Origin of the sequence: Flavobacterium sp. MR2016-29, assembly GCF_015350695.1 — a bacterium.
GTDB lineage: Bacteria > Bacteroidota > Bacteroidia > Flavobacteriales > Flavobacteriaceae > Flavobacterium.
In genome coordinates, this window is sequence record NZ_JADKPU010000001.1 from 717460 (window position 1) to 737345 (window position 19886).

Annotated in this window: 18 protein-coding genes and 2 pseudogenes; 3 read left to right on the forward strand and 17 right to left on the reverse strand. The window is 34.7% G+C overall.

Translation table 11 applies throughout. The annotated features are described in order from the left end of the window. Positions 1 to 3: 3 nt before the first annotated feature. The 7 genes from IR010_RS03250 to IR010_RS03280 form a co-directional block, all read right to left on the reverse strand. Positions 4 to 876 carry a DUF2911 domain-containing protein gene (locus IR010_RS03250; protein WP_194601569.1) on the reverse strand — a complete coding sequence of 291 codons (873 nt, stop codon included), beginning with the start codon at positions 874 to 876 and terminating at the stop codon, positions 4 to 6. A gap of 31 nt (positions 877 to 907) precedes the next feature. Further along, positions 908 to 1402, reverse strand: coding sequence for a DUF305 domain-containing protein (locus IR010_RS03255; protein WP_228515074.1), 495 nt, complete (start codon positions 1400 to 1402; stop codon positions 908 to 910). Positions 1403 to 1497: 95 nt separating this feature from the next. Next, entirely contained in the window at positions 1498 to 4035 is a 2538-nt protein-coding gene (locus tag IR010_RS03260) for a heavy metal translocating P-type ATPase (protein WP_194601575.1), read from the reverse strand. A 49-nt stretch (positions 4036 to 4084) separates the two neighbouring features. Further along, positions 4085 to 4555: a heme-binding domain-containing protein gene (locus IR010_RS03265; RefSeq protein ID WP_194601578.1), complete on the reverse strand. Its 471-nt coding sequence runs from the start codon at positions 4553 to 4555 to the stop codon at positions 4085 to 4087. Then, complete coding sequence (locus IR010_RS03270) at positions 4556 to 5260, reverse strand: DUF3347 domain-containing protein (RefSeq protein WP_194601581.1); 705 nt, start codon at positions 5258 to 5260, stop codon at positions 4556 to 4558. A gap of 24 nt (positions 5261 to 5284) precedes the next feature. Continuing rightward, positions 5285 to 6100: a DUF3347 domain-containing protein gene (locus IR010_RS03275; RefSeq protein WP_410505231.1), complete on the reverse strand. Its 816-nt coding sequence runs from the start codon at positions 6098 to 6100 to the stop codon at positions 5285 to 5287. Positions 6101 to 6280: 180 nt separating this feature from the next. Beyond that, a complete protein-coding gene (locus tag IR010_RS03280; RefSeq protein WP_110306519.1) occupies positions 6281 to 6649 on the reverse strand; it encodes a hypothetical protein in 369 nt (122 codons plus the stop codon). Positions 6650 to 7668: 1019 nt separating this feature from the next. Here IR010_RS03280 and IR010_RS03285 point away from each other — a divergent pair. The 3 genes and pseudogenes from IR010_RS03285 (at position 7669) to IR010_RS20070 (ending at position 10466) form a co-directional block, all read left to right on the forward strand. Beyond that, the gene (locus tag IR010_RS03285; protein ID WP_194601587.1) at positions 7669 to 9837 is read left to right on the forward strand and encodes a TonB-dependent receptor plug domain-containing protein; all 2169 of its coding nucleotides are present in this window, start codon (positions 7669 to 7671) and stop codon (positions 9835 to 9837) included. A 29-nt stretch (positions 9838 to 9866) separates the two neighbouring features. After that, positions 9867 to 10196, forward strand: a pseudogene (locus IR010_RS20065) (MerC domain-containing protein); the annotation flags it as partial. A 42-nt stretch (positions 10197 to 10238) separates the two neighbouring features. Beyond that, the gene (locus IR010_RS20070; protein ID WP_317174428.1) at positions 10239 to 10466 is read left to right on the forward strand and encodes a GDCCVxC domain-containing (seleno)protein; all 228 of its coding nucleotides are present in this window, start codon (positions 10239 to 10241) and stop codon (positions 10464 to 10466) included. A gap of 242 nt (positions 10467 to 10708) precedes the next feature. On the opposite strand, the gene IR010_RS03295 is transcribed toward IR010_RS20070, so the two are convergent. From IR010_RS03295 to IR010_RS03335, 10 genes and pseudogenes are all read right to left on the reverse strand, one after another. Beyond that, complete coding sequence (locus IR010_RS03295) at positions 10709 to 11131, reverse strand: hypothetical protein (protein ID WP_194601594.1); 423 nt, start codon at positions 11129 to 11131, stop codon at positions 10709 to 10711. A gap of 235 nt (positions 11132 to 11366) precedes the next feature. Further along, positions 11367 to 11648 carry a heavy metal-binding domain-containing protein gene (locus tag IR010_RS03300; protein WP_194601597.1) on the reverse strand — a complete coding sequence of 94 codons (282 nt, stop codon included), beginning with the start codon at positions 11646 to 11648 and terminating at the stop codon, positions 11367 to 11369. 197 nt (positions 11649 to 11845) lie between these two features. Beyond that, positions 11846 to 13063: an efflux RND transporter periplasmic adaptor subunit gene (locus IR010_RS03305; RefSeq protein ID WP_194601600.1), complete on the reverse strand. Its 1218-nt coding sequence runs from the start codon at positions 13061 to 13063 to the stop codon at positions 11846 to 11848. 2 nt (positions 13064 to 13065) lie between these two features. Next, positions 13066 to 14313 (reverse strand): efflux RND transporter periplasmic adaptor subunit, encoded by a 1248-nt coding sequence (locus IR010_RS03310; RefSeq protein WP_194601603.1) that lies wholly within the window; start codon positions 14311 to 14313, stop codon positions 13066 to 13068. Then, entirely contained in the window at positions 14310 to 15569 is a 1260-nt protein-coding gene (locus IR010_RS03315; protein WP_194601606.1) for a TolC family protein, read from the reverse strand. The genes IR010_RS03310 and IR010_RS03315 overlap by 4 nt, the downstream gene beginning before the upstream one ends. Next, positions 15556 to 17493 (reverse strand): efflux RND transporter permease subunit, encoded by a 1938-nt coding sequence (locus IR010_RS20195; RefSeq protein WP_194601609.1) that lies wholly within the window; start codon positions 17491 to 17493, stop codon positions 15556 to 15558. Before IR010_RS20195 ends, IR010_RS03315 begins: the two co-directional genes overlap by 14 nt. A gap of 1 nt (position 17494) precedes the next feature. Further along, on the reverse strand, positions 17495 to 18784 hold the full coding sequence (locus IR010_RS20200) for an efflux RND transporter permease subunit (protein ID WP_194601612.1): 1290 nt from the start codon (positions 18782 to 18784) through the stop codon (positions 17495 to 17497). Positions 18785 to 18796: 12 nt separating this feature from the next. Continuing rightward, the gene (locus tag IR010_RS20080) at positions 18797 to 18997 is read right to left on the reverse strand and encodes a GDCCVxC domain-containing (seleno)protein (RefSeq protein ID WP_317174429.1); all 201 of its coding nucleotides are present in this window, start codon (positions 18995 to 18997) and stop codon (positions 18797 to 18799) included. Between the two features lie 69 nt (positions 18998 to 19066). Further along, positions 19067 to 19435, reverse strand: a pseudogene (locus IR010_RS20085) (MerC domain-containing protein); the annotation flags it as partial. Further along, on the reverse strand, positions 19380 to 19886 hold the full coding sequence (locus IR010_RS03335; protein WP_194601617.1) for a heme-binding domain-containing protein: 507 nt from the start codon (positions 19884 to 19886) through the stop codon (positions 19380 to 19382). The gene IR010_RS03335 and the pseudogene IR010_RS20085, both read right to left, overlap by 56 nt.

Here is a 19886-nt window from a genome sequence, read left to right on the forward strand (position 1 = left end):
ACTTTAATTTTTTAATATTATTTCCCAATCCGCTATTCTTTTCTTTAATATCTCGATTGTACTCTTCTTTTTCCCCTTTTCGGCCAGCGCAAGCGCTTTTTTGGCGGCATCGATCGCAGTGGTATAATCTTTTAATTCTGAAGCTGTTTTCTGTCTCAAATTTGGATAATAGAAATTTTCCGGATCAATTTTTTCTGCTTCTGAAAGCCATATTATTGCCTGTTTATAATCTCTATTGGTACTGTAATAATAGTTCGCTGCCTGAAATAACAAAGTGGCATCCCTGCTTTTTCCTTTTATGACGTGTTGGTCTATCAATGCTAATATACTCTCGTCCTCCTTACTCTTTATTGGTATTTTGACCATTGTATTTTCCCAAATTATTTTTAGAAATGCTTCTCCTTTGCTATTGATGTCATTTAATTCAACTGTAAATGTTTCATAAAAGCTGGGAATCTTTTCTATAGGGACCTTAAAACGCATCACATCTTTTTTTTCATCATATCCAGTTTCCCCATGTAAAGTAGTATCTGTATTAACAATTAAAGTCCACTCGTTTATTGAAGGAATGGAAAATAGGGAATAGCTTCCTGCTTTCAATACATTGTTAGCAAATGAAATATCTTCGGAGGTTGTTATAACCGTACAGTCACTTGCACCAGTGCGCCAAAGTTTATCAAAAGGCACCAGCTCACCAAATATTTTCCTTCCTCTTACCAATGGCCTGCTGTATGCCACTTTTATTTTCGCGCTGCCTAGTTCCTGCTCAAAGGATGCTGCAGGGCTGGCTGAGGTTAGTTTAATTTGTACTTTGTCTTGTGCTGACAGTAATACAGACTGCAAAAGCAGAAAGCTTATCAGTATTCTTTTTTTCATTTATTTATATTTTATAATGATTTCTTAATTTTTATTGCGCTTTATCTAATTCATTAAGTTTAGCTTTCATTTGGTCAATTTCCGCCTGCTGGCTGGTAATAATGTTCTGAATCAATTCTTTTATTTCAGGATCAGTTACTGATGCCTCTTCTGCCATTAATATTGCTGCAGCATGGTGAGGTATCATTGATTTCAAAAATTGTTTATCTCCTACAGCAGTTTGCTGCCGGATACCCGTAAAAAACGCAATCAATAAAATCAAGCCTGAAGCCAATAGGATATAATTTAATTTTTTGTTCTTATACATCCCACCCATAATTACAATTTCAATAATAAGCATAGGCATAGTCATCAATCCGGCCATATACAGTTGGTTGACATTAGGTATTACATTGGCAAAAACATCTACCATTGCATACATAAGGGCATACATCGCACCAAATGATAATACTATCATCAGTGCTAATTTCTTGTACATCACACTTTCTTCTGTTTTATGTGGATACTGCTGTGCTGCGTGTTTCATTTCCATATTTATTTGATTTTAGTTGATTAGATGCTCATTATATCAGTCCAGATCAGTTTCAACCTATAAACTGTTTGTATTTAATTAACAGGCTTCTAAAGCTTCAGACTTCGCAATCTCAAAGCGTTTACAATTACCGATACGGAACTGAAAGACATTGCCAAAGCAGCGATCATAGGCGATAATAATATTCCAAAAAACGGATATAAAACTCCAGCTGCAATCGGTACGCCAAGCACGTTATAGAAAAAAGCAAAAAATAGATTTTGTTTGATATTTCTCATAACTGCATGACTTAGGTTTTTAGCTTTTACAATACCTTGTAAATCACCTTTGACCAAAGTTATTTTAGCACTTTCTATAGCGACGTCGGTTCCGGTTCCCATTGCAATTCCAATATTGGCCTGTGCCAACGCCGGAGCATCATTTATACCATCACCAGCCATCGCTACAATTTTGCCTTCGGCCTGCAAGCGTTTAATTTCATTTAATTTATCTTCCGGTAAAAAACCAGCCTTGTACGATGACAGGCCTAATTCATCGGCAACTGCTTTGGCCGTATTGATATTGTCACCCGTAATCATGATGACTTCCACACCCTGTCTCATTAATTCTTTTATTGCATCTTTGCTGGACGTTTTGATAGCATCTGTAATTGTCACAAATCCTGTCCCAATTCCATCAACGGCTATGTATGAAACTGTTTTTCCTAGTTTTTGTTCAGCACTAATTTCATTTTCTAAATCATCTGAAATCTTTGCCTGTACATGCTCCATCAGTTTTTTGTTGCCTAATGCCACTTTTTTACCGGTGACTGTTCCGGTAACTCCTTTTCCTGTAACGGCTTCAAAATCGTTTACCCCGATTAAAGAAATTGTTTTTCCTTTGGCATAATTCACTACAGCTTGCGCTAAGGGATGCTCGCTGTATTGATTCAGCGAAGCTATGGCCTGTAACAAATCAACTTCGTTGTTATTGGCTGCGTAAATTTTTTCTACTGATGGTTTCCCTTCCGTAATCGTTCCTGTTTTATCGGTAATTAAAACGTTTACCTTATTCATGTGCTCCAGAGCTTCGGCATTTTTTATCAAAACCCCTGATTGCGCACCTTTTCCAACCCCGACCATTACTGACATAGGTGTTGCCAATCCTAAAGCACAAGGACAGGCGATAATCAATACCGCAATGGCATTTATAAAACCATAGACCAATGCTGGTTCGGGTCCAAATTTTGCCCAGATTAAAAACGTAATTATCGATATAATCACAACAATCGGCACAAAGTATTTGGCTATGCTGTCCGCTAATTTTTGAATAGGTGCCCTAGAGCGTGAAGCGTCGCTGACCATTTGTACTATTTGGGAAAGCAATGTCTCAGAACCTACTTTTTCTGCAATCATCACAAATGACTTGTTGCCATTAATTGTCCCGGCAATTACATTATCGTCTTTCTTTTTGTCAACAGGTATTGGCTCACCTGTAATCATGGCTTCATCGATACTGCTTTCTCCGTCGGTTATTTTTCCGTCAACCGGAATTTTATCTCCAGGTTTTACCCGTAGTAAATCGCCTTCTTTGATGTCATGGATTGAGATTACTTTGTCTCCTCCGTCTATTACCAATGTGGCCTCAGTTGGCGCTAGTTTCAGCAGTTCTTTTATAGCGCTGCTAGTTTGGCTATGCGCCCGGGCCTCCAATAATTGTCCCAACAAAACTAAAGTAAGGATAACAGTAGTAGCCTCAAAATAAAGAAGGACTGTGCCGTGTTCTGTTTTGAATTCACTTGGGAAAATGTCAGGAAAAAACATACCGACTAAACTAAATAAAAATGCTACTCCCGTGCCAATTCCGATAAGGGTAAACATATTGAGATTCCAGGTAATGATTGATTTCCATGCTCGTACAAAAAATATCCAACAGGCATAAAAAACAACCGGAAGAGATAAAATAAGCTGTACCCAATTCCATTTAGCGGCATCCATTAGCCCGAGTAACGGATTGTTGTGTGCCATTTCTATCATGGCAATAACGAAAATGGGTACCGTAAAGAGTACTGCTATTTTCATTTTCTTTACCAAATCCTTATATGTCTTTTGATCTTCGCTTTCGCTTGGTTCCATAGCCACCAAATCCATCCCGCAAATAGGACATGAACCTGGAGTTTCACTGATTACTTCTGGATGCATCGGGCAGGTATATAAAGTTTTGCTGAGTGTTAGTTCAGGTGCCTTCACCAGATCCATTCCACACACAGGACAATCCCCTGCGTTGTCATATACCTTATCGCCTTCACAATGCATTGGACAATAATACTTTCCCTGTGCATTTTTTGGTATCCCGGTCTCTTTTTTATGATCCTCCGAATGCATGGAGCAGCATGGCTTTGCAGAGGCTTCGCTAGTTGCCGCTTGCTCTGTTATCTTACCGTTATTCATTTCTATGGTGTATTTCCCAACTGCTGTCAATGCATCCTGCAGCCGCACTTCTGGAATGTGCTTTTCCATAGTAATCGTTGCCACTGGAGGCTGTAATGTTACAATAGCCTGAACACCGTCAATGGCATTTAATGCTTTTTCGACTTTAGAGCGACAGCCATCGCAAGTCATACCGGTAATACTGTAAGTATGTATCATATTTATTTCTTTAGTAAAATAGTATTATATGAATTATTTTTTTTCCTTTTCAATAATCGGCCGCGAGACTATCCGTTGTTTTCTCGATCCATTTAATAACTTGCTGCTTTTTACTATCTGATAGGATTGCATTTCGATGAATGAATGTATAAGAAGCCAATGGCATCTCATCAGACTTAATTTGTTTTACAATTCTGTCTAGCTTATTTTTTTGCTTGCGATTTCCATAATCTCCCCACTGGTCGAAATTCAAATTTTCTTTGCCTTCTTTGATATGGCCTTCCATAAAATAACGAGCAGGTTGAAGGTACGAATAAATAGGGTAATTCGTATTATTGCTGTGACAGTCATAACACGAAGTTCTAAGGATAGTTTCTATAGGTTTTGGAACATGATAAACCTTGGTAAAATTTACAGTTTTAGCCTGCTCATAACTTTCGTTGCGGGCAGGCTGATATAACTGTATCAGCAAAAAAACGAGTAATCCGATAAGAACTGATTTTTTGGCTGTACTTTTCATCTACAGTGTTTTTTTTACAGAACCGCAAGTAAGCATATCAGAACCATAATATGGATTTTTGATCTCTTTGATTTCACTGATCCAGATAGCACCCTTTCCTTCGTCAGCCATCGGACAATAATCCTGATATAACATTTGACTAGTTTTGAATGTTTTTAGCAAATCGTTAATGTCATTGCTTAACATTACAAAATGCTCCCTTTGGTGTGCAATTTTACCTGCATTGGCGCCAATATGTTCAGCATGCTCTTTAGCGTCATCAGCAATGTCCAGATATTCTTTTTTCAATTTTACATCCATGGATCCCGGATCGATTGTATTGAAAGCTGCATATAATTTTTTACCTGCCTTGGATGCCAGATTAGCATCATCTTTTGTCAACGCATTCTTTAAAGCCAAATAATCCGCCACAATAGCATCAATTGAAAATCCTGATTCAGCCGTTTTAGTGCCTGCTTTAACTGTTAAAGAATCTTTATCGGTTTGAGGTGCTGCTGCTGGTTTTACCGGTTCTGTTAGTTCCATTCCGCATTTAGAACATTTTTCACCTTTTTTTCCTGTTACTTCAGGATGCATAGAACATGCGTATGATTGTGATGCTATTTCTTTAGGCTCTGGAGTATTGCTTACTGCTTCTTTATTTTTTTGATTACAAGACACTAGTAGTAATGCAGCTGCTGCTGTAGAGAGAATGATATTTTTCATGTTTTTTATTTTTTGTTTAAAATATTATTTTTTTATGGTTTCAACCGTCTTGCCACATGTCATCATTTGAGTGCCGTAGTAAGGGTTTTTAACTGCATTTTGTTTGCTTAACCAATTGGCATCTTGCATTGGGCAATATTGATAGTAGATCGGTTGCGCTGGTTTTGAAGCTTTTATCAATTCGTACATGTTTTTAGACAATGATTTAAAAGATTCCCTTTGCTTTTTAATATCTTGGGCTTCAGAAATACTCTTGGAATCTGCTGATAAACCCTTCAACACTTTCATCCAGACCATATGCTCGTCCATTTGCAATGTTTCCATTTTAACAGAAGAAATAACCGTCGATAATTCTTTTGCGCCTGCAGCGGCGGATTTAACGTCTGTATTGACCAATGCATCTTTGAGTATAAAATAAGAATCATATACAGACTGTAATTGATTCGTTTCCTGATTCTGGACCATACCGGCATGATTATCTGCTACCATCTCAGATTTAGGTTCTTGTTTAATTACTGTTTTTGCTTCTCTTTTATATTGACAGCATTCCGGCAATTTAGAGTACGCCATATCAGGGGCAAGAAAGTACTGATTGTCATACCCGGCCAATGCAACACGTTTTAGAATCTCATCAGTATTTGTCTTTTGGGCATCATAAGTAATGACAGCCATTTTGGTGTCTTTATCCCATTCGACATTGGCCACATCTTTTATATTTCCAGCCTTTTTAATAGTAGCTTTGCACATTTCACAATTCCCAAATATTTTTACTGTTTCAGTAGTTGGGTTTTTAATTTGTGCGCTGAATCCAGCGATTGATAACAATAGAGTTATTGCCATCATCAATTTTTTTAATGAATACATTTTGTGTGTTTTTAAATGAAATCGGTTATCAAATGAACAAAACAGCAAACTAGTAAAAAGCAGCAGCAGCTATCGTCATTATATAAACCAAAAAAAATGAATTGATTTGAGCAAAATGCTCATAATTAGACATACCTATGGCTGTCTATTTTAGAATCAGCCTATTTTAGGGATAAGCCAAAGTGAAGAGAAACCTGAGGAAATAAAGGTCTCTGAACTGTAAAATTTTTGTTTCTCGTTTGAAAAAACATAGCGATTGAATTTTAAAGAAACAGCAAAAAAGGCTGAAAAACCACTACAAGATGCGGCGCAAATACATTTAGAATGCTTGCACTTTCCACCACAGGAATTATGCCTTTTATTTTTGGATTCACTACTGCTTTCGCAACAATCTTTTTTTTCTGTTTTGGAGGACATTTCTGTCTTAGAAGAATGTTTTTCTGATTTATTTCCACACGCAAAAACATGACTTGGCATCAGGTAGAAACCAAGCAATAAAATGAATATGATGTGAAAATTTTTCATCTTTTGAAATACATATAAAACAAAATTAAACAAATTAATTTTATTATTACCAATAGCAAGTTAAAATAATAATATAAAACAATACGCGCTGTTCTGTTCCATTATTCTACTTAAAATTGTTTCAAAAGTATTTACTTTCACCAATAAATTCTTTTAAATTATTCAAAGCCATTTAAACAATTTCAATTTTATATTTGAAACAATAAAGAATGCTCTTCTCTTACTGAACTGTTCCCTGCAGGTCATTTTTATCGCGGCACAAAAATTGTAGTAATCTCATATAATAAACATAAAAACATCTTTATATGAATAATAGGCTAAATTGTTGGAAATGTGTGTTGGTAATTACTGGTGTGATGGGCTTTGTTTCATTTTTTTCGCAGTATTAAAAAATTACAGCATTTATCAAAATTTAAAGCCATTTCTTGCGAAATGGCTTTTTTATTTCTTATTATTAAAATTCAGGTTATCGAATTTAAAAAGCCATTTTCGTAGTTTTATATTGATAAATTTCAAGGTGAAGTATTTTTTAAAAAACTTGTATAACCCATTTTTTGTATGATTTAAAAGAATCTTTATACAAAACAATTTTATTATAAATATTATATTTTAAATTTGTAGCGTGAAAATATTGATAACATTCCTATCGCTTGTTGTACTGTTTCTTTCAACAGTGACTTGTTCTGCATATTCTAAACATTCTGAGTGTAATGTAGAAAAGAATTGCAAGAATGATTCGCATGATTGCGGAAATGATTGTAATGGAAAATGTTCTCCTTTTTATTCTTGCGGTAGTTGCATTGGCTTTACTATTGCACAAACTACACTTTTAATTTCACAAAAATTAGAATTTACAACAAACGTAATACTACAACCTATATCATATGATAAGTTTGTTGATTCTTCATTCATTTATAGAATTTGGCAGCCTCCTAAAATTACTTAATATTTAAAATAGTTTTTCGTTCTTGATCTACAAATCATGAGCATATTTATGTATTAATATTAAGAAATTATAAATGTTTAAATATATTTTATCAATTGTGGCAATAATAACTATTGGCACAGCACAAGCACAGAATAAAATCAAAATTCTCGTTAAAGATGCTGAAACAAGTCAGCCAATAAATAGCGTTACTGCTAAAATTGAGAAAGCTAATTTATCGTCTGCATCAAACGCAGTAGGCGTTATTATTTTTGAGAATCTTCCTCAGGGAGTTTATAATGTTTCTTTTTCTTCAGAAGGTTATAAAACTCACGCGGCTACTTTTACTATACCACTAGAAATCGAATTTTTAGAAGTTTCTTTAGAAAGTGAAGCTGAAGAGATGGATGAAATTATTGTCACTTCTACCAGAGGTACACGAACCATAAGTAACATTCCTACCAGAGTAGAATTTATTGCCGGAGAAGAGCTCGAAGAAAAAGCAAACATGAAACCAGGCGATATCCGAATGATGCTTAATGAAAGTACTGGTATTCAAACCCAGCAGACATCAGCGACATCAGGAAACTCTTCCATCCGAATTCAGGGATTAGACGGCAGATATACACAGATATTAAAAGATGGTTTTCCTGTTTATTCAGGAGCTTCCAGCGGTCTTGGATTACTGCAGACAACACCACTCGATCTAAAACAGGTAGAAATAATTAAAGGATCTGCCTCTACCCTATATGGCGGTGGAGCAATTGCCGGGTTGGTAAATCTAGTCTCTAAAACCCCGACAGAAGAAAGAGAATTGCGATTTTTATTAAATGGAACCTCCGCACTTGGCTTGGATATTAATGGGTTTTATTCACAAAGGTTCAATAAAATTGGATTGACTGTATTTGCATCGCATGATAGAAATGCACCATATGATCCTGCCGACATTCAGCTTACAGCAATTCCTAAATTTGAACGTTATAATTTTAATCCAAAATTGTTTGTTTATTTTAATGAAAATACAAAACTTAATTTTGGAGTAAATACAGTTTTCGAAAATCGTATCGGTGGAAACATAAATTATATTAAAGACGAAAGTAAATACCCTGATAGTTATTTTGAAAAAAACAAAACACAGAGAATCAGTACCCAATTTACCCTTTCACATAAATTCAATGAAAAGGAATCTATAACATTTAAAAATAGTTTCAATAATTTTAGCCGTGTGATAACTATTCCGGATTATGTTTTTGACGGTCTTCAGAATAGTACTTTTTCTGAAATTACATATTCGCACAATGGTGAAATATCCGAATGGGTTACAGGAGCCAATTTGTACACTGATAAATTTACAGAAAACAACGTTACTGCTTTTCCTTTAAGAGATTATAATCAAATAACTTATGGAGCTTTTGTTCAAAATACTTTAAAGGCTAAAGAATGGCTGGATATTGAAACCGGCCTGAGAGGGGATTATGTTATTGATTACGGGTTTTCAATTTTGCCGAGAATTTCTGCTTTATTTAAAATCAATCCTAAACTTACTTCAAGACTCGGCGGTGGATTGGGGTATAAAACACCAACTATATTTACCGAAGAAAGTGAACGTATTCAGTACCAAAATGTATTGCCTATTAATAGTGATTTTAATAAACTAGAAAAAAGCTATGGTGCTAATTTTGATGTTAATTACAAGACCAATATCACTGAAGATATATCTTTATCGATCAATCAATTGTTCTTTTACACTAATGTTGACAATCCACTGATTTTAACTTCTCTTCCAAATAATATTTACCAGTTTGTTAATGTTGATGGCTATTTAGATACCAAAGGAGCTGAAACTAATGTAAAATTAGGATATAAAGATTTTAAACTATTTCTGGGTTATACTTATACTGATGCATCAATAGATAATAACGGTATTAAATCTGAGAACCCTTTAACCGCTAAGCATCGATTGAATAATGTTCTGATGTATGAAGTAGAAGACAAATGGAAAGCCGGATTAGAGGCGTACTATTACAGTCCACAAAAACTAAATGATGGAACCACAGGAAGAGAATATTGGATTTTCGGTTTTATGGTTGAAAAATTATGGGAGAATTTTTCCGTTTATGCAAACTTTGAAAATTTTACCGACACCAGACAAACTAAATTTGGAAGTATTTATACTGGACCAATTTCAAATCCTGTTTTCAAAGATATTTATGCACCATTAGATGGTTTTGTCGTAAATGCAGGGATTAAGATAAAACTTTAAAAGAATTTAATACTATTAAAATTCAACTCATGAAAATAACAAATTACCTAGATAAACTTGGATTAAGCGGTGTAATTATCACAGCTCTTTTATCACCTTGTTGTTTCCCACTATTTGCTTTTGGAGCATCAGCATTAGGCTTGGGAAGCTTTGAGCTATTTGGGGGATGGACCATGTGGGTGTTTTTTGTAATGATCATAATCTCAATTATTGGTTTGGCTTTTTCATATCAAAAACATCATTCTCTTTATCCGTTATTACTTGCTTTATCAGGCACTTTATTAATTGCATACGGATATTATATAGGGAGAATATCACCTTATTTTTATATAGGAATGTTTGGTATGCTAGTTTCTACAGTAATGAATTATTTAAATCTCAAAACAGGGCGTTCTTATAAAATATGCTCTGTCTATAATGGTAAATCTGTAGAACTTGCTTCAACTATAACGTGTCCGCAATGTGGATATACTTCAGAAGAAATTATGCCTATTGATGCTTGTGCTTTTTTTTACGAATGTTCAAACTGTAAAACAAGATTACGCCCTAAACAAGGGGATTGTTGCGTTTATTGCAGTTACGGTACCGTTAAATGTCCTCCGATACAGATTGGTGATAATTGCTGTTAACCCCAAATTAAAAAGGAAATAATTTACGAGATAAAAGAAAAAAAACTCTTTTATCTCGTTTTTTTATCACAATTTAGCTTTCACTTTAAACAAGTATTGTTATTTTGTTTACATTTTCATCCTCTGCATTGGGTCACTCCCTTTTCGGAATTTATATTCGCTGTTTATTGTGAACAGCTAAAAAAAATAAAATCGTTTTCTCCTCAATATGTTGAGAAAATTGATACTCTTTTCTGAATTTTTCATTTGTGAAGTCGATAAAGCATTAATGCAATTAACCAAGGAAGCGTAAAAACCAACAAAATCCATTTGAAATCTGAATTAATAATAAAATTTACAATGGTCATAAAACCAATTGAACTCATTCCTGTTATAGCTACTATGGGAAAAGCTCCTTGTATGCGCTTTCGAAAGGATGTGAGTGCTATAAAAATTGTAAGCAATCCTGTTGTTAAAATGTAACTGCCCATTACCCAAAATACTTTTTGAAGCCAAACTGCTAAACCCGTTGCGGAATTATTCATGGCCATTGAAGTTGTTTGCATATAGCGTAAATCTTCTGGCAATAAAGGTGGTCGGATAAAAACAAAATAGAATCCCATTACAAAAAGAATAAATCCTCCCAATGCAAGTATTAATGCTGAATATGGTTTTAGTTTTTCCATTTATTTAGAGAGTATTTTTTCAAGATTCAATTTTGTGTTTTTAAGCATATTATCCAAACACCAGTTTCAATAACGGTTTGCAAAAAAGAAGGAAAGGACTTTCTTATACCAATAATGTTATAGGTATATATCATCTTAAGTTTTTTAATCCAATCAGTAATAGATAACCTAAATTAACCTTTTTATAATTCATAAAAAGGTTAATTTAGGTTGCGTTAGCAAAATGATATTTTTATTATTTGCTTTTTTCGGTATTCTCGGGAACAGGCACTGTTAGTTTCATTCCACATTTTGAACATTTGTCATTCAGTTTCCCTTGTACTTCCGCGTGCATTGGACAGGCGTAAATTTTAGTTTGATCGTTCATCATTTTAGTTTTATCATTCAAAATTGTGCTATCATTATTCATACTAGTACTATCGTTGACGGTCATAGTACTGTCATTACCCATCATACGGGGATTGTCTGCTTTAGTTTCTTTATTTTTTTTATTACAAGAAACCAATACTAACGCCATTAGTATGGCTATAAAGATTTTTTTTTTCATTTCATCTGGTTTTATACGGCAGATTAATTTCTGTTGTATAAATATATAGCTTACTTATTTACAAGTTGTTGCAGTATTACTTTTTTAATTTGTAAAATTACCAAACTATTAACTTTTTTAATGTAATTTTTAAAGGGCTTGGTTATGCAGGATACTCAATAATATTTTTACATCTTCATTCCCTCCATTGGGTCACTTCCTTTTCGGAATTTATATTCACTGTTTATGGCATAAGCACCAGTAATGACTACTTTTTTTGATGAATCTAAATCGGATCTGATTTCAATCATTCCATTGGTTTCTATTCCTGTTTCTACCATAACATTTTCAAAAATTCCCGGTCTTTTTTCAACCCAAATATAGGAAGCGTTTTCTTCTCGAATAACCGCATCAATCGGGATAAAAAGTCCTTTAGCATTAGATTGTGTCAATTTTACAACCGCTTGCATTCCGGGTTTTAGCTGTAAACCCTGATTTGGAATTTCCATTCGAATTAACAGCAATCGGGTATCTGAATTTATTTCGGGATTGATAAATGCAACTTGAGTATTTATTGTTTTATCTGGGAAATCACTAAAAGTAACACTAGCTTTTTGACCTATTTTAAGGCTTTTGGCATAGTTTACGTTTACTTGTGTTTCTAACCAAAGGCTGTTTAAATCAGCCATTTTTATTATTCCAGAACCTTCCATTACATAGCTTCCTTCTGTAGCTACAATTTCAGAAATTGTTCCACTATGAGAACTGTAAAATATGGTATTTGGTGAAACATCTTTATTGGTTTTAATGTTTTCAATTTGGGCATTGGTAAGACCATAAAAAAGAAGTTTTTGTTTCGCACTCGCTAGCATATTTTTTGCATTTTTCCCAAAATCTCCCGGCATTGACAGTTGTTTTAATGCCGTGAAATAATCCTGTTTGGCTATGGCGATATCTTCGCTGTATAATTGATAAACCGCTTGGTTTTTGACAACATAATCTCCAACTGTTTTGAAAAATAATTTTTCAATTCGCCCCATCGCTCTTGATGAAACGGAATTGATTTTATCTTGATTTATAGCTAAAGTACCCGTGTAATTTTGGCTTACACTGCTTTGGGATGTTGTAATAGACTGAAGACTAATATTACCCAATCGGATTTGCTGTTTGCTTAGACTTATTTCATTTGAGTTAGTTTTATCGAGTTTTACGGGAGTTAAATGCATATGACAAATGGGACATTTGCCTGGTTTGTCTTCTTTTATCTGAGGATCCATCGAGCAAGTGTAGAAAGTTGTTTCATCAGTCATTTTATGTCCACTATGATCTTCCTTGTTTTTCGAATTGCAAGCTATCATTACCATAAGTAGTATCGATAGTAAAGTTATCATTTTTAATGTCTTCATCTTTATTCTGTTTTAATGAAGCTTTCGCTGTCAATTAGATATTGTGCATTTTTAGCAATTGTATCCCCCTCAGAAATACCTCCAACAATTTGAGCGTAATCGCCTATATCAAGACCCGTTTGTATTGCTGTTGCTTTGAAAGTGTGGCCTTTTTTTATAAAAACAACCTTTTTATTGCCTAGACTAACCAAAGCTTGTTTTTGCAACCATAACCCCTTAGTAGAATTTAATTGCACAACACCCTGCAATCTTGTTCCAATGGGTAATTTTAGATTTGAATTATTTAGATACACTCTAATCCTATTGGTTTTATCAGCAGAATTCAATTGTGTTTCGACAAAATTTATTTTTGAATAAATATTGTTTTTTTCATCCAATTCTGAAGTAATGTCAATAGATTGATTGATTTTGATAAGACCGCTATATCCTTGCAAAACATTGAATATACCCCAAACTTTATCGTTATTCGCTAACTTGAAAATAACTTCCCCTTTTTTAATATAGTTTCCCTCTTTGACATCCAAAGCTTCAGTTGTACTACTTGCATTGGACATTGGAGAGGTACTAGAATTACTCATTGTTTCGGTTCCCGTAATGATTCCATTAGCAGGACTATAAATAGCAATTACAGGATTTACTTTTTTGACAGTAGCCAATGCATTTACCTGATTATTTGTCATTCCATAGAGTAATAATTTCTGCTTGGCGGAATTAATAATCGATGTATTTTGACTGTCATTGGAAATCAAATAGATGAAATTTTGCTGTTCGGTCAATAATTCCGGACTGTATATTTCAAATATTTTTTGTCCTTTTGCGACTTTTTGGTACTTGTAATTGACATACATTTTTTCAATTCTACCGCTCATTCTCGCTGATATATAGACAGCCGAATTCGAATCATAAGTCACTATTCCGGGTAAACTGATTTCACTACTAATAGTCGTGTCTTTTGCCGTTGTAGTTTCATAATTTCCTACGACGGATCTATCAGTTGGTTTCAAAAGGTCATCAACAGAATCACTTATTTCAGAATGGTCTTCGGTTACTTTTTTTACCAAAGTCATTCCGCAAATAGGGCAACTGCCCGGTTTGTCTCTAATTACTTCCGGGTGCATCGAACAAGTGTAAACCTCATTTTGATGTTCCATTTCCGAATGACTGTCTGATTTTATTGCAAAGAAATAGACTCCAATTCCAATAAAAACTACGACCAAAAATAGTATTGCAAATTTTAAATATCTGTTCATAATTTTTCGGTTTCAAGTTGTTTTTCTATTTCTACTTGTGTCGCTAAAATCGATTTTAATTTGTCTAAAGCATCGATTTGAGTCATGTTCATTGCTTCCCAAGCTTCTAACGCCACGAATAAATCTCCGGTGTTATTTTGCCAAGCTAAAATGGCGGTATCGTAGTTTCGTTTTAAAGCAGGAATAATATTGTCTTGCGTAATTTGGTATTGCTTTTTCAGGTTCAAAAACTCAGCATTCATTCCTTTTATCATTCCGCTTGCTTCGTTGGCGATCATTTGCTTTTGCCAATCCAAACTTTCGTTTTTGATGCGATAACTTTCCATATTGGCTTTATTCATTTTGGTTGAATAAGGCATTGGAATAGTGACCATTCCCATCAATGAAAATTGTTGTGGCTGATTGCCAAAAGCAAACATATGGTCGTATTTTACGCCAAATTCAGGTCTGGTTGCGACTTTTTCTACCTCAATTTTATAGTTATTGATTTCCTTGGTTTTATCAATAGCTTTGATGTCGCTACGATTGTTGATATAGGAAGACAAATCAGTATCAAAAAGATTGAAATCCTTAATTTGATAATTCGAATCAATTTCAAAAGCCACATTTTTATCACGAGCCATCAAGGTATTGAGCATATACTTTCGCTGTGACACATCATTTTCCAACATAACAATCATACTTTGCAAAGTAGCATATTGGGATTTGGCTTTGTAATAGGATGGCAATTTATCCATATTGTACTGATAGCGTATTTCCATACTTTTGATCATATATTCCAAAAGCTGAAGATTATCTTGGGCTATTTTTATTTTTTTTTCAATGATAATCCATTCGTAATAATAGGTTTTGGCCAATGCGTTTAATTGGTTCAATGTGAAATTTTTATTTTCACTTTCGACTGATGACATCGCTTTCATCAAATTTTCATTAGCGTTTAGCTTTGATGCATTAGGTATCATTTGTGTAACTCCTAACATATAACTTCCCATTCCTGGTTCCATTTCACTGGCTTTCCACATTTTAGTATTATAGGGAGTCATAAAGAAACCCGTTTCTACTTGTGGAGGCATCCAACTTCTGGCACCTTTGGCCGAGGCATCCATACTTTGTATATCGGCATCATACATTTTCAATTGTGGATTATTTGTTTTGATTGTACTCAAAACATTATCCAACGTAAGTGTTTGGGCTTTACTATTTGCAAAGCTTAAAACCAAACAACTTAGAACGATATAAAATTTAATGTTTTGCATCTATAAGACTAATTTTTCCTTTTGTTTTTAATTCGTGAAGTTTCACCATCTCAAAAACAACAGGGGTTACTAATAATACATAAATCGTTGAAGTAATTGTTCCTCCAATGAGCGGAACAGTAATAGGAAGCATCACATCGGCACCTGTTCCCGTTGCCCAAAGAATAGGAATCAGACCAAATAATGAAACCGAAACCGTCATCAGCTTTGGGCGCAATCGCTTGGCCGAACCTTCAATAATATACTCTCTTACTATTTCTTCTGTTAAGGTTTCTTTACTGTTACCATGTTTTTCTACCATTTTATTCATCGCTTCATTCAAATAAATGGTAATCAGCATTGCCGTTTCGATTGCCAAACCAAATAAGGCTATAAAGCCAACGGCAACGGCAACCGATAAATTAATTCCATAAAAATACACCATAAAAACACCGCCAATTAATGCAAACGGAACCGTTATCATCGTAATCAATGCCTCTTTCATAGAGTTATAAGTGAAGTATAAAATCAGGAAAATAATCACTACAACAATTGGCAGAATTAAACTTAATGTTTTATTGGCTCTGATTTGGTTTTCCCATTGACCGCTCCATTCCACATAATAGCCTTTAGGCATTTTGGATATCATCGTATTCAGTTTTTTCTGTGCTTCTTTCACCGTACTCCCTAGATCACGGTCACGAACATTAAACAATACACTGCCTCGAAGCATTGCATTTTCGCTGTTTATCATGGGGGGGCCGTCGCTTATTTTTACATCAGCAACAGTTTCTAATGGAATTGGACCAAAATCCATTGTTTGTACTTGTAGCTTTTTCAAGGCTTCAATACTACTTCGATATTCTTGTGCATATCGTGCGTTTACCGAAAAACGCTGTCTTCCTTCAATGGTTGTGGTGAGTTTCATACCTCCAATTGAAGCTTCCACTACATTGTTAATATCATCGATGCTTAGTCCGTATCTTCCAATGACTTCCCTTTTGGGTTCAATATCAATGTATTTCCCGCCCGTAATAGGTTCGGCATACAAATCTTTTACTCCCGAAGTTCCATCTAATGCCATTTTTATTTTTTGTGATAAAGCATTAATGGTGTCTAAATTTTCTCCGTAGATTTTTATTCCCACATCAGTTCGAATACCTGTCGAAAGCATATTTATACGGTTAATAATAGGCTGTGTAAATCCATTAGTTACTCCCGGTATTTGCAGTTTATTGTTTATATCATTTATAATATCCGCTTTCGTTTTACCGTCTCTCCATTCCTGATGAGGCTTTAGTAAAATAATTGTTTCTATCATACTTATGGGGCTGTTGTCGGTTGCTGTATTGGCTCTGCCTGCTTTTCCTAAAACGTGAGCCACTTCGGGAATTGATTTTATCAGTCTGTCCTGAACCTGCAAAATTCGTTTCACTTCCGAATTGGACACATCGGGCAATGTTACGGGCATAAATAAAACAGAACCTTCGTCGAGTGGAGGCATAAATTCAGACCCCAAACGAGTAAACATCAACACGCCAATTAACAACGCCACAATATTGATAGCTAAAACTGTTTTTCTCCATTTTAAACAAAGGGTTAAAATGGGTGTGTAAATACTTTCTAATTTTCTGTTTATTGGATTTTTGTTTTCTGTACGAAGCTTACCTTTGAATAAAAAACTAATCAATACAGGCGTAAGTGTAATGGCGAAAAACGCATCCACAATTAGTATAAAGGATTTAGTCCAAGCCAATGGACTAAACAATTTACCTTCCATTCCCGTAAGTAAAAACACCGGCAAAAAGGACGCAGTTACAATTATTGTCGAATAAAATACACCCGGACCAACTAATTTGGAAGAGGATTCAATTAGTTTCAGTTTCTCATCAGAAGATAACGGGTCGTTTTCTTTTTTGAATATATTTTTCAGTTTCTCTTTCATTTTAAGTTGGGTTTTGGTTATTATCCATTTCTTCCTGTTTCTCAGAAATTGTCCTATACGCATTCTCCACCATTACAATTCCGTCATCAACCAAAACACCAATTGCCAAAGCAATTCCCGTGAGCGACATAATATTCGAAGAAATTCCAAATGCCTGTAGGAAGATAAAAGCAACCGCCACAGATATTGGTATTTGAATCAGAATAATCAAAGCACTACGCCAATGAAAAAGAAAAAGCAATACCACTATTGAAACGGCTATCATTTCTTCGAATAGTGTTCCTTTGACTGATTCGATTGCTTTTTCAATCAATTCGCTTCTGTCATACGATGTTTTGAAAGTGACACCTTCAGGCAATCCTTTCTCCACTTCTTTCATTTTGGCTTTAACCGCTTTTATGACATTGTCGGCATTTTCACCGTATCGCATCACTACAATACCGCCAACTACTTCTCCTGTACCGTTTTCATCAAAAATGCCCAAACGCAGATCACCGCCCATTTGGATCGAACCGATATCTTTTACCCGCACTGGAATAGAATTGTAATTTTTAATCGCAATTTCTTCTACGTCGTTTATGTTTTTTATATACCCCAAACCCCTTATGATGTATGACATATCACTCATTTCGAATTTCCGTCCTCCTACATCATTATTATTGGCTTTAACAGCATTCATCACTTCCATCATAGTGACTTTATAATATTGCATTTTCAAAGGATCCAAAACCAATTGGTATTGTTTTTCAAAACCTCCAAAAGAAGCTACTTCAGCAACTCCTGGAACAGTTTGCAATGCAAATTTCACGTACCAATCTTGCAAGGCTCTTTGCTCTCCCAAGTCCATACCATTGGCATCTAAATGATACCAAAATACGTGGCCAACACCTGTACCATCAGGACCAAGTGTAGGTACCACATTTTGTGGCAAAAGACGCTGGGCATAATTCAGCCTTTCCAAAACCCTTGTTCTTGCCCAATAAATATCCACATTGTCTTCAAAAACAATATATACGAAGCTCATTCCAAACATAGAAGCACCACGAATATTCTTGACTTTTGGAATTCCCTGAAGATTTGAAACCAAAGGATAAGTTACTTGTGCTTCAATAACCTGCGGACTTCTTCCCATCCACTCCGTAAAAACAATTACTTGATTTTCGGATAAATCTGGAATAGCGTCTATAGGATTTTGTTGCACGCTATAAACGCCCCAAGCAAATAAACAAACCGAAACGAGCAGGACAACAAATCGGTTTTTTAATGAAAATAATATTAATTTTTCTACCATAATATTTTAATTTTAACAACATTTGTCTCCAGCTTGTATAGGAGGACATTTTACAGTTCCATAGCTACAAAAAACACAACAATCTCCTTGTTTGGGTCTTAAAACTGTTTTGCAGTTTTCACATTCATAAAAAAATTGACAAGCATCCGTTGGCATCATTTCATCTTTTATATGTCCGCAGGTTGGGCAAGTTAAAGTTGATTTTAGCTCCACTGATTTTCCGTTATATATGGTGCAGGTTTCACAATTACCACCCAATTTATTACAGTAATAATTAATTCCAGTCGCGATTAGTAGTCCAAACATACCAATGTAAATATGGTGAAAATCGCTACTGCAATAATATCCATATAAAATGACTGCTCCGCTTGGGATGGCAAACAATAGAGGATAAAGTTTGTGATGCTTTCTGTAAGAAATAATCAAACCTGCAATTGATATTAAAATCATTATCTGAAATATCCACATTGTCCATCCACCAAATAATTCAATACTCCCTAATCCGAAAGCAGAAGCTATGAATGCAAAAAGGGGAAAACAGCATGGAGAAAATAATGCCGTGAAGAAAAGTCCAAGTGTACCTAATTTATCTATGTTATTGTTTAACTTCATTTTTAATTTTGTAGAATTGTTTATTGTTAGGGTATTCATTATTTTCAAGCGTATTTATCCAGTTGATTACTTCCTGTTTTTGACTCCTGGAAAGTATTGCGTTTTTATGAATCAAAGTGTATGAAGCCAATGGCATATCATCTCCCTTGATTTCTTTACTAATAGCTTTCAATTTACTGTTTTGTTTGCGTTTTGAATAATTTCCAAATTCATTAAAGTTCAATTCCTCTTTGCCTTCATTTATATGGCTATCCATAAAAAATCGAACGGGTTGAATGTTTGAATACCAAGGATAATTGGTGTTATTGCTGTGACAATCATAGCAAGAGGTTCGTAATATTGATTCTACATTTTTAGGAACCGGATATGTTTTTGAAAAATCAGCAGTATAATCCTGCTCTAACATAATGTTTCGAGCAGGACGATAGAATTGCATCAGCAAAAGAAAAATTACCCCAATAATAAATACCTTCTTGAAGATTCGTTTCAT

Coding starts and splice junctions, on each gene's coding strand:
- IR010_RS03280 (WP_110306519.1), bottom strand. CDS start 6,649: ATGAAAAATTTTCACATCATATTCATTTTATTGCTTGGTTTCTACCTG.
- IR010_RS03335 (WP_194601617.1), bottom strand. CDS start 19,886: ATGAAACGAATCTTCAAGAAGGTATTTATTATTGGGGTAATTTTTCTT.
- IR010_RS03285 (WP_194601587.1), top strand. CDS start 7,669: ATGTTTAAATATATTTTATCAATTGTGGCAATAATAACTATTGGCACA.
- IR010_RS03315 (WP_194601606.1), bottom strand. CDS start 15,569: ATGCAAAACATTAAATTTTATATCGTTCTAAGTTGTTTGGTTTTAAGC.
- IR010_RS03310 (WP_194601603.1), bottom strand. CDS start 14,313: ATGAACAGATATTTAAAATTTGCAATACTATTTTTGGTCGTAGTTTTT.
- IR010_RS20200 (WP_194601612.1), bottom strand. CDS start 18,784: ATGGTAGAAAAATTAATATTATTTTCATTAAAAAACCGATTTGTTGTC.
- IR010_RS03305 (WP_194601600.1), bottom strand. CDS start 13,063: ATGAAGACATTAAAAATGATAACTTTACTATCGATACTACTTATGGTA.
- IR010_RS03260 (WP_194601575.1), bottom strand. CDS start 4,035: ATGATACATACTTACAGTATTACCGGTATGACTTGCGATGGCTGTCGC.
- IR010_RS03265 (WP_194601578.1), bottom strand. CDS start 4,555: ATGAAAAGTACAGCCAAAAAATCAGTTCTTATCGGATTACTCGTTTTT.
- IR010_RS03255 (WP_228515074.1), bottom strand. CDS start 1,402: ATGAAACACGCAGCACAGCAGTATCCACATAAAACAGAAGAAAGTGTG.
- IR010_RS03250 (WP_194601569.1), bottom strand. CDS start 876: ATGAAAAAAAGAATACTGATAAGCTTTCTGCTTTTGCAGTCTGTATTA.
- IR010_RS20195 (WP_194601609.1), bottom strand. CDS start 17,493: ATGAAAGAGAAACTGAAAAATATATTCAAAAAAGAAAACGACCCGTTA.
- IR010_RS03275 (WP_410505231.1), bottom strand. CDS start 6,100: ATGGCAATAACTCTATTGTTATCAATCGCTGGATTCAGCGCACAAATT.
- IR010_RS03295 (WP_194601594.1), bottom strand. CDS start 11,131: ATGGAAAAACTAAAACCATATTCAGCATTAATACTTGCATTGGGAGGA.
- IR010_RS03300 (WP_194601597.1), bottom strand. CDS start 11,648: ATGGCGTTAGTATTGGTTTCTTGTAATAAAAAAAATAAAGAAACTAAA.
- IR010_RS03270 (WP_194601581.1), bottom strand. CDS start 5,260: ATGAAAAATATCATTCTCTCTACAGCAGCAGCTGCATTACTACTAGTG.